Below are 11,664 nucleotides of genomic sequence, written 5' to 3'. Positions count from 1 at the left end.
TCTGCCCCAACCGTGCCTGCCACCCAACCCCGCATCTACTTGGATCACGCTGCGACGTCGTGGCCGAAAGCGGCGGGCGTCACCGAAGCGATGGTTGAGTTTCTGACCAACGTTGGCTCATCGGCTTCGCGAGGCAACTACGCGTCGGCGATGAAGGCCAGCGAACTCACTCGTTCGTTGCGATCGAGACTGGCTCGTTTCGTGAATGCAGAATCGGACCACTGCATCAGCTTTCACTCGGGCTGCACCTCCGCGCTGAACGCCGTCATTCATGGGCTGGTCGGTCCGTCGCATGCGATCGGAACCGGCTCGCACCTGCTGACTTCTGCGGTCGAACACAACGCCGTCGTGCGACCACTGCTCGTTGCTGCAAAAGCGGCCGGCGCGACGATCGAAGAAGTCTCACCGGACGTCAACGGTCTGCTTTCCGCAAGCGATGTCATCGAAAAGATCCATGACACCACTCGCTTGGTGGCTCTGTCGCATGCGTCCAACGTGACCGGGGCAGTCCAACCGATTGCAGAGATCGGAGCGGCCATCGCGGAACACAACCAATCGCGAAACGAGTCGCATCAAATTCTGTTCCTTTGCGATGCGGCCCAGTCCTTGGGCTACTTGCCGGTTGATGTCCAGAGATTCGGCGTGCATGCCTTGGCGGCACCCGCTCACAAGGGATGCGGCGGTCCACCGGGGATCGGAATGCTTTGCCTGTCACCCGAGTGGCACGATTGGATCGTGCCTTGGATGCAGGGCGGAACGGGGCACGACGGTCGGTCGGATAGCATGCCCAAATCCATGCCCGAAAGACTGGAACCGGGCACGATGAACCTGCCGGCCATCGCGGGATGGTTGGCGGCGATGGATTCGATGCCACCGGGGGAGGACTCCGCTCGGCAACTGGCTGGTCTTTCTCAGCAACTTCATGCTGGATTGAATGCGATCGCAGGGGTTCAAGTTTTTGGTCGCCCAGGCCCACTTCCGATCGCCAGCCTCGACTTTGGGCCAGATCTTCCGCCGGATGATGCCGCCGCAATCTTGGATGGGGAATTTGGAATGGAGGTTCGATCCGGACATCACTGTGCCGCACGAATTCACCGCCATCTCGGGACGGAACAGGCCGGCACCCTTCGCATCAGCGGGGGACACGGCACCACACCCGATGAGATTGACGCGGCGATCCAGGCGGTGGCTGAAATTGCCGCTCAAATCACGGCCTTGGCCTGACGCTTCCCCTCTTCGGGTTCTCTCCTGAAAAGACAGGAAAAGAGGGTCTTTGGGCGATTATGGGGTCGAGCCCAAAGCGGCAGGCATGGAAACAAAGGGATGGATCGGTTTCAATAATGACGTGTCGCCCAGCGATGCGCCGCCGATCCTCTTTGATTGAAATCCCCATGGTCGATTTGCCAACCACCACGCCTCCCAAACAACCCACCAGCGGAAACGATGAAATGGATGCGCTGCATCCTTTGAAACCGTACCGATCGCTGGAAAACGAGGTTCTTCAGCAACGAATTGAAGCGGTGCGGAAAGAACTCGGGGAAGAACTGCTGATTTTGGGCCACCACTATCAGCAGGACGAGGTGATCGAGCACACCGACTTGCGAGGCGACAGCTACCAGTTGTCCGAGATGGCGGCCAAGAGCCAAGCGTGCCGAACCATCGTGTTCTGCGGCGTTCACTTCATGGCAGAAACGGCTGACATTCTGGCCAACCGTCCGGACCGAATCGAAGCCCGCGATGGTCGCCGAGTCGACGTGCTGCTGCCTGACATGGCGGCGGGATGCTCGATGGCCGACATGGCCGCGATCGCTCAGGTCGAAGCGGCTTGGGCGGACATGTCCGAAGTGATTGACACCGAACAAGTCATCCCGGTCACCTACATCAACAGCGCCGCCAGCTTGAAAGCGTTCTGCGGTCGTCATGGTGGAATTGTCTGCACCAGCAGCAACGCGAAAGCGGTTTTGGAATGGGCGTTTGAACGCGGCCAGCGAGTCTTCTTCTTTCCCGATCAACACCTCGGCCGCAACACCGCGCTGACGATGGGAATCACGGAAGAGCAAATGCCGGTCTGGGATCCCTACGCGTTGGAGATGGGTGGCAACACCGACGAACAAATCGAAGCCAGTCGCGTGATCCTTTGGAAGGGTCACTGCAGCGTCCACCAAATGTTTCGCGCCGAGCACGTGGCTCGTTTTCGCAAAGAGCACGAGGGCATCCAGATCCTCGTGCACCCCGAATGCCCCCGCGAGGTCAACGACATCGCCGATGTCAGTGGCAGCACGGGCAAGATCATTCAAACGGTCCAGAATGCCCCCCCGGGAACGAAGTGGGCGATCGGGACCGAACTGCACTTGGTCAACCGCCTGAAGGACGAGCACCCCGAACAAGAGATCCACTTTTTGAGTCCCGTCGTTTGCATGTGCGCGACGATGTACCGGATCGATCTGACACACCTCTGTTGGACCCTGGAAAACTTGCGTGACGGCCGGTTGGTCAACCAAATTCGCGTGGACGAAGAGACCACCAAGTGGAGCTTGATCGCGTTGGAACGCATGTTGGCGGTGAAATGACATCTCCCTACTCACCGTCAAAAACCAACCCCAGTGAAGTGCACACCGATCCGGTTGCTCCTTCGCGTTGGAACATGGTTTTGGCTGGTTTGGCCGGAGCATCCGCCGTCGGGATCGGAGCCTTTGGGGCTCACGGGTTGCCCAACTTTCTTGAGCAATCCGGAATGGATCCCGAAACGATTGCTCGCCGGGTCGCGCAATTCGACACGGGAGCCCGTTACCACTTGGCTCACGCCATTGTTTTGTTGGCCTTGGCGGTGGCTCCGCTGCGGTCCACCAAGTGGCTGCGAACGATTCGTGCTTTGATGGTGGCGGGATTGATTTTCTTTTCCGGCAGTTTGTACCTGCTGGTTTTGACCAACACGCCCGTGCTGGGGGCGATCACGCCAATCGGCGGCGTTTGCTGGATGGTGGGTTGGTTGATGTTTGTGGGCTGTCGTGACTCGTCGAAAAGTCAATGATGCTTTAAACTCCCGACCATGGACGCATCGCTCTCACCCGATCAATTGTCATTCCCGGCCGTTTGGCGGCATCGTCACCTATTGGATTTGGAACGGCTTTCCGCCGCTGAGATCCTCGCGATCTTACGCACCGCGGACGAGCTGAAGGCGATGACCGAAGGTTGTCGCCGCAAAGTCCCGCTGCTGACCGGGAAAACCTGTGCCAATTTGTTCTTCGAAAACAGCACGCGGACGCGAAACAGTTTTTCGCTGGCCGCCAAACGCTTGGGTGCTGACACCGTTGAATTCAGCAGCAGTGGCAGCAGCGTCGCCAAAGGCGAAACGTTCGTCGACACGGCCAAGACGATCGAAGCGATGGGTGTCGACTGGGTCGTGACCCGTCACTCCACGCCGGGAACGCCTCACTTGCTGGCCCGAGAATTGAAATGCAGCGTGCTCAACGCTGGCGATGGACCGCACGAGCATCCCACCCAGGGTTTGCTGGACATGCTGACGATCCTGCAGCACCGCATCGGATCGAACTGGAAAAACGAAGCCGCCGATCCTGAAAAAGTGTTCGCTGGCATGACGGTGGCTTTGGTCGGCGACATCGCCCACAGTCGCACCGCACGCAGCAACCTGTGGGGCCTCCGCAAGCTGGGGGCCCACGTCATCATCTGTGGACCACCGACCCTGGTCAGCCCGCGCTGGGAAGAACTTGGGTTCGAAGTCGCTCACCGACTCGATGAAATTGTTCACCGCTGCGATGTCTTGAACCTCCTTCGCATCCAATTCGAACGTCAAAAAGCACGCCCGTTCCCCAGCGTCTACGAATACGCCGCGTTGTATGCCATGAACGGTCAACGCCTGCGACTCGCCAAACCTGACATCCTGATCATGGCTCCCGGCCCCATCAATCGTGGCGTTGAAATCACGCCGGAAGTCGCTGACGGCCCGCATTCCGTGATTCTCGAACAAGTCACCAACGGAATCGCGGTCCGCATGGCCTCGCTGTGGCTGCTCGCCAACGCGAAAGACAACACCGACGCCTCCACGGAGACCCTCGCATGAACGATTCCACCTGGGTTCTCGATGGCGGCCGAGTGATCGATCCCGCCAATGGTGTGGACCGGATTGCACGCCTCGTTCTGCACGAGGGAAAAATTCATTCGCTCGACACGCCCGATGGTGATTTGCCGCCCGACGCGAGCCGCTTGGACGTCAGCGGCAAGATCGTCGCTCCAGGCCTGGTCGATCTGGCGACCGAACTGCGTGAACCAGGCAGTGAAGAAGACGAGACCATTCAAACGGGCAGCGACGCTGCCTTGGCGGGCGGTTACACAACGGTGCTGTGCTGCAGCAGCACCAAACCGTTGATGGACTCCGCCGCGTCCGTGCAATTGGTTCGCCAGATTGCCCAACGCATCGACGGGGTTCGGGTGCTGCCCATCGCTTGCCTGAGCAAAGGGCGGCAAGGCGAACAGATGGCCGAACTAGGAATCCTGGCAGCAGCCGGAGCGGCCGGTTTCAGTGACACGCCGCGACCGATGCCCAACGACGCCTTGCTGAAACGGGCACTCGACTACTGCCGCATGTTTGACTTGCCCATCTTTGATCGGCCGGAAGTCCCGGAACTGGCTGACGGTGGGGTGATGCACGATGGCCGGATCGGATTGGTCCTGGGACTGAAGGGTTTGCCAACCGAAGCGGAAGACCTGGCGGTTGCCCGGGATGTTCGTTTGGCAGAAGCCACCCAGGGTCGATTGCATGTGGGCCCGGTCAGCACGATGGGTGCGATCGACATGATTGGCCGTGTGAAATCCCGAGGCATCCACATCTCCGCATCGGTCTGTCCCCACAACTTGTTTGGCAGTGATGAGCTGCTGCGGTCCTACGATTCGCGGTACAAAGTTCACCCGCCAATGCGAAGCCCATCGCATGTCGAAGCACTTCGCAATGCCGTTGCGGAAGGTGTGATCGATGCCATTGAATCCGGGCACATGCCACGGGCTCAGGAAAAAAAAGCCAACGACCTGGATCTGGCTCCGTTTGGTGCGTCGGCTTTGGAAACCACCCTCGCCGCCATCGCGACCGACTTGGTGGAAACCAAGATCCTGGGTTGGTCTCGAGCGATCGAATGCCTCTCGACTTCACCCGCCAAAATCGCGGGCGTGGACGGTGGCACTTTGTCGGTGGGTGCCAACGCAGACGTGACTGTGATCGATCCCAACCAGGCTTGGGCGGTCGAGGCCAAGCACTTTCGGTCACGATGTCATTCGAGCCCCATGACCGGACGCACGCTTGCCGCCCGAGTCACTCACACGCTTGTCGGTGGACGTTTGAAATTCGAACTGAATCCCGCCGCTGCGAACACCGTCTCCTGATGTCGCGCACGCTTGGAAAACACCCGCTGGGATTCCCCAAGTCATCGCGGGTCGTCCGCAGCGGAGACTTCACCCAAGCACTCCGACGTGGCGGTGTCGCCGCCAACGATTGCTTGGTCGTCTTCGCGTTGCCACGCGATCAAACGTCACCAGAGGACGCCGCCAAAACCCAATGTCGCCTGGGGGTGACGATCCCCAAGAAGACCGGCAACGCGGTCGTTCGCAATCGCTGGAAACGCCTGATACGCGAAGCGTACCGACTGCATCAGATGGAACTTCCGACCGGTTTTGATTACGTCATCCGGCCCAAGAAAGACGTCCAAGCCAGTTGGAAATTGATCGACAAAGGATTTGTCAAACTCGTCGGTCGAGCGGTGCGGCGCAGCCAACCCTCAAGTGGCGATCGATGAAGACTGCATCCGCCGAGTGAAGTGATCGGCAGCCATCACCACGATGGCGGCAGTGATGGCGAGCGCGAGCAACACCACCAAACTGCCTTCGTATTGAAGTGGCGAAACCCAATCAAACTCCTGGTGCTTCAGTTCCAGCTCAGCAGTCTCCGGGGTCACCCGTTGCAGCGGCCACAGTCGGCCAACCGAACCAATCATCAATCCGATCAACACCGCCATCGTTGCGTCTCGGAAGTGTTCGAGCAGGTAATTCAGCAATCGACTGAACGCCAGCAAACCAAACAGGCACCCGGCCGCGAACACGGCCAACCGGCCCAAGATATCCAGGTCGATCTGGCCTTTGACAACGCCTTTGATCATGCCGATCACCGGTTCGTAAACGCCCAGCAACAACAAAATGAACGCGCCGCTGATCCCCGGCAGGATCATCGCACAAATCGCGATCGAGGCACTGAAGAACAAAAAGACATGACTGGCGTCACCTGTCGTCGCAGGTATCTGCGAGATCCCCAACGCCACCAGCACACCGACCACCAACAGAACGCATCGGGGAAGCGTCCACTGAGTGACGTTGCGCCGGACCACCCAAACACTTGCCAGCACCAGACCAAAGAACACCGCCATGGTTTCGTTGACTCGGTGTTGCAGCAACCAATGCATCAGTCCGGCCAAGGCGCCGATTCCGACCACGATCCCAATCCCCAGAGCGATCAAGAACCGCAGGTCCATTCGCCGGGCGAGTCCCGCCCATTGCCCTGATCGAAGCAATCCAAGCGAGGTCGTGTCCACATGACTGATCGCCGCGATCAAACGGTCGTAATGCCCCAGAATCAATGCCACCGTCCCGCCACTGACCCCAGGCACCGTGTCAGCGGCTCCCATGCAGAACCCTCGAAAGACGTTCAGCAACATCATGCCGATGCCATCAGGACGCCGAGCTTGCTCACCGTCAAAACTGATACCTTCGGAAGAACTGTCCGAGCCGGTGGATGCGTTCACAAGAGTCATTCAGGCGGAGGAAAAGAACTGGATTTGAAATGACGGATGCCGACATTCGTCTCGACAAAGTAACCTAGGACATCTTCCGTCCAGACGCACTCCCCACACACTTTAGTTGAGACCTCGAATCGTGCAGGAACTCATTCGCGTCATCATTTTGGCTGTCGTGCAAGGGATCGCCGAGTTCCTCCCCATCAGCTCGTCGGGGCACTTGGTGATCCTCGGATCGATGCTGGGGGAACTCGGTGAATCGGTGACTCTCGAGATCATCTTGCACGCCGGAACGCTGGGATCGATCCTGGTCGTTTTCTGGCAGCGAATCTGGGCTCTGCTGAAGAAAGACCGCCGAGTCATCGGATTGTTGGTGATCGGAACGCTCCCGGCCGTCGTGATCGGACTGACGATCAAAACGCAATTCCCCGAAATACTTCGCAGCCCGCTTCTGGCCGGAGCAATGTTGATCGTGACTGGAATCATGCTGATTGTGCTGGGCAGGCTCACGCCCCAATCAGGAACCTATGACCGCCTGGGATTCGGTGCTGCGTTTCTAGTGGGCTGCTTCCAAGCCTTTGCGATCCTCCCAGGAATTAGCCGCAGCGGTTCCACGATCCTCGGCGGCCGGTTGATGGGCCTCGATCGAGATGACTCGGTGACGTTTTCGTTTCTTCTGGCTATCCCGGCGATTCTGGGTGCAACGGTCCTGGCAATCAAAGACCTCCTGGACGACGGACCCTCCGGTGCTGCCTCCATCGAAACCCTTCTGATCGGAGCCGCCGTGGCCTTCGCTGTGGGCATCGTCGCGCTGAAATGGCTGATTCGCTGGAGCCGGGAAGATCGCCTGCACTGGTTCGCCTACTGGTGCATCCCAGCAGGTTTGGCGGTGGTCGCTCTCCATCTTCGATAGCTTGCCAGGGAAACAGGGGGGCTCTCAACCATCCCCTGCGAGGCTAATTTTTGCTATGGACGACCAACACAAGTCGTTCAGTTTTAGCTATGCTCCGCCGGTCGCTATGGCACTCAGTGTCCCTTCCCCCCACGCTCACCGGAAGATCCACTGGGGAGAACGAACCACCCCACAGGGTGATTCACCGTGTTCCTGATGCCAATCTTCGACAAACACGCGCAATTCCGCACAGGAAACAGCAACGTCGTCGATGTGAAATCTGGTCAGAAAAAGCACGTCATCAAAGTGATTCGCATGCTAGGCTTCTTTCAGAGCGATGGGATCGCTCCTTTGCCCCCACCCCACCTCCCTCCGCGAAATCCATGGCCAAAGTTCAACTGACCGAAAGACAAAGAGAGGTCTACGAGCTTGTTCGCTCCCTGATCCAAGAACGCGGTTATGGCCCCACCGTTCGTGAAATCGGCGAACATTTCGGCATCCGAAGTCCCAATGGTGTCATGTGTCACCTCCGCGCGCTTGAGCGCAAAGGATTGATCACCAGGAAAGCCAACAAGTCACGAGCCATCGAATTGACGGGCGAAAACGCTCGTTCACCCACGGGTTTGCCGATGGCAGGCATTGTCCGAAGCCAGCCCACTGACATCGATATGAACGCGACCGATGTGGTTGATTTAGGCAAGATTCTTGCCGACGGCGATCGATTTGTTGTTCAAATATCAGGCGACTCGCTGGCCAGTCGCGGGATCCATGATGGTGATTACATCGTGATCAACAAACAGGACAGCGTCCAACCGGGGCAGCTCGCCGCGATCGAGACCACTCCCGGGAATGTTTCGCTTCGTTATTGGCATCCGATCAACGGGCACGTGGAACTACGCAACGGCGATCGAGACCTGTCCCCCGTCACGGTTGTGAACCCCAAGGTGGTGGGCGTCGCAGTCGCAACCGTCCGCACCACGCTGTAGCCCGGCGTCCGCAGTTCAGCAGACTGCTGCTCAACCAAGCAGCGCTTTCGAGTCGCGACGGAGGGTCTCCCCGCGAACAATCGGGTCACAAATCCCAATGATTTGGTCGGTGTGAATCGGCCCCCAACGTCGACTGTCGACTGAAACGGGCGCGTTGTCGCCCGCCACAAACCATTCCTCGGCCTGCAGGGACCATCGCGACAGGGTTTCCATTCGCCACTGAATCGGACGCCACAATCGCAAATCCCCCACGCTGGCGACCGAATCGGTGCTCCATGCAATCGCCACCGGCGACGTGGCAGAAACAGCGGGAGCATTTGTCAGACTCAGCCCACTCTGATCGAGCCGACGCCCCTTTCTGAACGCCTGCGGTTCAAACTCGATCAGCCCGCTCTGCTGATTCGATCTCCTTGGCAGCTGCTGCGAGACAACACGCACTCCCTGATCGGTCCAAGCCACGGCGTGGATTTGTCCGCTGGCTGAATCCCTGGCGGCATGGTTGCTTTCCTCGCTGCTTCCCGCTGCCCGCAACTGCAGGTGAACCGTCAGTCCAACCTGATCGACCGGGTGGAGTCGTCGATCCAGTCCCATGTTCGCAGGGCAATCATCGAACACCCGGCTGACCACATCGCCACGATAGACATTGCGGTGTTCGTAGACCAACCAAACCAGACCCGGCGTTGGTTCGGGCGTCCCGGCTGCATGGAACCCATTCCCTTCTGGATCACGTTGCCATGCCAGCGAATGGGAGCAACTCCAGCGACTGGCGATCTCGCCCGTCCGTCGCCGGTCGATGTCGATCGGTAAATCAGGCAAATCAGATGCCTCGATGAGTTTGCCATCAACGAGCAAGCGCCCGCGGTCATCGGAAGTCACCTGTTGCCCGGGACCGGCAAGAATTCTTTTGAGATGAGTCTGCCCCTCGTGCTCCAGCACGACCACCGGCTTTTTCCCCGCATCCAACCGGTGTTGAAGTTGAGCAACCGTTGCTGGACGAACGGTGACCACATCGGCCGCAAGGACGCTCAATGAATCGATCGATTCACCACTCACGGGAGTCCCGCAGTGCCAACATCGAGGCTTGGAACCATGCTGGCTCCCTGCCGGAAGCAATCTTTGACGGATCGATCGCCAGATTTCCGCGTCCACGCGAAGAGGGATCGCGCACGCCTCACAGGGAAACTCCACGGAAGGCCCCCAAACAGTCGGAGCCATTGACGGGCCGGCCACCTGAAACGCAGTCGTTGTTTCACGACGGGTTTCACACCCAGCCACACCAATTGCTCCCGCTCCTGCCAGCAGGCGACGGCGAGAAATCCGCGAAGCGATTTCTGCAGCTTGGGATGGAGAACAAACGGACATGAAAACCGGGTGCCGGAACAGATTGATCTTGCAGCGAACGCCTTCCGAACGCTAACAGCAAACGGGAACGCACGGACGCGTCCAAAAATGAACGTCATCGGAAACCTATCATGTCACATCATTTCATCGGCCAGGACAACGATCCACCTTTAGCCATTTTGGTGGAAACGCTCGCATCGCCCATGTTGGTCGCCCACCCAGCACCAGTTTGCTTGGAGGTCGACATGGACGAAACCCTGCGTTTGCCCGCCGACCAAGCGTCTTTTTGCCAACTGATGGAAAGTTTGATTCGGCAAGCCCTGATCGAAATGCCCGAGGGTGGCGAACTCACCATCACCGGCTGCCAAACCAACACCGGCATCGAGATCGAACTCGCTGACAGCGGTGCTGCGGTGGATCAACGAGCCTGCAAGCTACCAATGATCGCGGCGGCCTTGTCGGCGGAGCTGAATTGGCAAGATTGCCCTCAGGGCGGTGGTGCGGTGACGGTCAAATTCCCCCACTACCAAGTCGCCAAACGCCGGGCCGCTTGAAAATGTTCAATCCAGTCGCCTCGACAACCATCGGTGCACTCGAGCAGACGCTGGCGTTCACCGAACGACGCCACGAACTGCTGGCTGGCAACATTGCCAACCTGAGCACGCCCGATTACCGCAGTCGCGATCTGGATCAAGGACAATTCCAAACCGCCTTGGCCGAGTCGATTCGCGACCGAGGCAAGGAGCAATCGCCCGCCTCCTCCATCACTCAACCGGACCTGAGCGAAGGACACGTTCCAGCTTGGGTCCACAATCCATTTGGAACTGACATCCGTGGTGGCACGGTCGGCATGCCGGACCCGTCCAGCGACGCGATGAGCCCCGAATCATTTTCAGCGCTCAGCCCTTCGCGAATCGCCGAACCCGTCACTCGGGACGACCAATTCAGCGGCCCACGAGCTGCGATGGAACAAGTCGTCTACCACGACAACAGCGACGTTTCGTTGGAACAACAAGTCACCGAAATATCCAAGAACCAACACCTGCACGACCTCGCCGTGACCACGCTTCGCAGCCAGTTTGAACTGCTGCGTGCTGCGATCACGGAACGTGCCTGACACGCCTTCCTCATTCGATTCGTCCCCCTCATTGTTTGGAGATCGCCATGATCAGTGCACTCGACATCAGCACCTCCGCGTTGGTTGCTCAACGCACGCGGCTCAATGCAATCTCGGGCAACATCGCCAACATGTCCTCGCTGGTCGACGAGAACGGAAACCCCAATCCCTACCAAGCCCGACAAGTCGTCTTTCAAACCGACGAAACGGCCAGCCCCGGTGAGGCGGCTGGCGTGAAGGTCGCCGAAGTCATGCTGGACGAATCAGAACCGCTGTATCGCTACCAACCCGATCACCCCTTGGCGATCGACGAAGGCAAGTGGGAAGGCTATGTCGCTCACCCCAACATCGATCTCACCACCCAAATGGTCGACGCCCTGGAAAGCACTCGCGCTTACGAAGCCAACGTGGGTGTGATTGAAATCAGCAAGAGCATGAGCCGGCAACGACTCGCCATCTTGGCCTGACCTGGATGGCCGCCCCCTGATCGTTCGCGACACACTTCCCCCCTCCTCATTGATTCGTCCCAACCCG

The 11,664-nt window shown here is 58.8% G+C and carries 13 protein-coding genes; 11 read left to right on the top strand and 2 right to left on the bottom strand.

The window, feature by feature from the left end:
• Positions 1–12: 12 nt before the first annotated feature.
• The 6 genes from PSR62_RS08735 (at position 13) to rnpA (ending at position 5,804) form a co-directional block, all read left to right on the top strand.
• Positions 13–1,224 (top strand): aminotransferase class V-fold PLP-dependent enzyme, encoded by a 1,212-nt coding sequence (locus tag PSR62_RS08735; RefSeq protein WP_274407393.1) that lies wholly within the window; start codon positions 13–15, stop codon positions 1,222–1,224.
• A gap of 167 nt (positions 1,225–1,391) precedes the next feature.
• The gene (gene nadA, locus PSR62_RS08730) at positions 1,392–2,570 is read left to right on the top strand and encodes a quinolinate synthase NadA (RefSeq protein WP_274407392.1); all 1,179 of its coding nucleotides are present in this window, start codon (positions 1,392–1,394) and stop codon (positions 2,568–2,570) included.
• Positions 2,567–3,031: a DUF423 domain-containing protein gene (locus PSR62_RS08725; RefSeq protein WP_274407391.1), complete on the top strand. Its 465-nt coding sequence runs from the start codon at positions 2,567–2,569 to the stop codon at positions 3,029–3,031. Before nadA ends, PSR62_RS08725 begins: the two co-directional genes overlap by 4 nt.
• Positions 3,032–3,049: 18 nt before the next feature.
• Positions 3,050–4,081, top strand: a complete 1,032-nt coding sequence (locus tag PSR62_RS08720) for an aspartate carbamoyltransferase catalytic subunit (RefSeq protein WP_274407390.1) — start codon at positions 3,050–3,052, stop codon at positions 4,079–4,081.
• Positions 4,078–5,394, top strand: a complete 1,317-nt coding sequence (locus PSR62_RS08715; RefSeq protein WP_274407389.1) for a dihydroorotase — start codon at positions 4,078–4,080, stop codon at positions 5,392–5,394. The genes PSR62_RS08720 and PSR62_RS08715 overlap by 4 nt, the downstream gene beginning before the upstream one ends.
• Positions 5,394–5,804 carry a ribonuclease P protein component gene (gene rnpA / locus PSR62_RS08710; protein WP_274407388.1) on the top strand — a complete coding sequence of 137 codons (411 nt, stop codon included), beginning with the start codon at positions 5,394–5,396 and terminating at the stop codon, positions 5,802–5,804. Before PSR62_RS08715 ends, rnpA begins: the two co-directional genes overlap by 1 nt.
• On the opposite strand, the gene PSR62_RS08705 is transcribed toward rnpA, so the two are convergent.
• Positions 5,787–6,812, bottom strand: a complete 1,026-nt coding sequence (locus PSR62_RS08705) for a DUF368 domain-containing protein (RefSeq protein ID WP_274407387.1) — start codon at positions 6,810–6,812, stop codon at positions 5,787–5,789. The genes rnpA and PSR62_RS08705 overlap by 18 nt on opposite strands.
• Before the next feature lie 121 nt (positions 6,813–6,933).
• Here PSR62_RS08705 and PSR62_RS08700 point away from each other — a divergent pair, with 121 nt between their 5' ends.
• Both PSR62_RS08700 and lexA read left to right on the top strand, forming a co-directional pair.
• Positions 6,934–7,707, top strand: coding sequence for an undecaprenyl-diphosphate phosphatase (locus PSR62_RS08700; protein WP_274407386.1), 774 nt, complete (start codon positions 6,934–6,936; stop codon positions 7,705–7,707).
• A 362-nt stretch (positions 7,708–8,069) separates the two neighbouring features.
• The gene (lexA, locus tag PSR62_RS08695; protein WP_047815651.1) at positions 8,070–8,672 is read left to right on the top strand and encodes a transcriptional repressor LexA; all 603 of its coding nucleotides are present in this window, start codon (positions 8,070–8,072) and stop codon (positions 8,670–8,672) included.
• 30 nt (positions 8,673–8,702) lie between these two features.
• Here lexA and PSR62_RS08690 read toward each other — a convergent pair whose 3' ends face one another.
• Positions 8,703–9,701, bottom strand: coding sequence for a S26 family signal peptidase (locus PSR62_RS08690; protein ID WP_274407385.1), 999 nt, complete (start codon positions 9,699–9,701; stop codon positions 8,703–8,705).
• 443 nt (positions 9,702–10,144) lie between these two features.
• Between PSR62_RS08690 and PSR62_RS08685 the strand changes: the two genes are divergently transcribed.
• From PSR62_RS08685 to flgC, 3 genes are read left to right on the top strand one after another with little or no spacing between them, the layout of a single operon-like run.
• Positions 10,145–10,567, top strand: a complete 423-nt coding sequence (locus PSR62_RS08685; protein ID WP_274407384.1) for an ATPase — start codon at positions 10,145–10,147, stop codon at positions 10,565–10,567.
• A gap of 2 nt (positions 10,568–10,569) precedes the next feature.
• Entirely contained in the window at positions 10,570–11,130 is a 561-nt protein-coding gene (locus PSR62_RS08680; RefSeq protein WP_274407383.1) for a flagellar basal body rod protein FlgB, read from the top strand.
• 47 nt (positions 11,131–11,177) lie between these two features.
• Entirely contained in the window at positions 11,178–11,597 is a 420-nt protein-coding gene (flgC, locus tag PSR62_RS08675; RefSeq protein ID WP_047815647.1) for a flagellar basal body rod protein FlgC, read from the top strand.
• Positions 11,598–11,664 lie beyond the last annotated feature (67 nt).

It is taken from the genome of Rhodopirellula sp. P2 (assembly GCF_028768465.1).
Lineage (GTDB): Bacteria > Planctomycetota > Planctomycetia > Pirellulales > Pirellulaceae > Rhodopirellula.
This window is presented reverse-complemented; position numbering and strand designations above follow the sequence as displayed.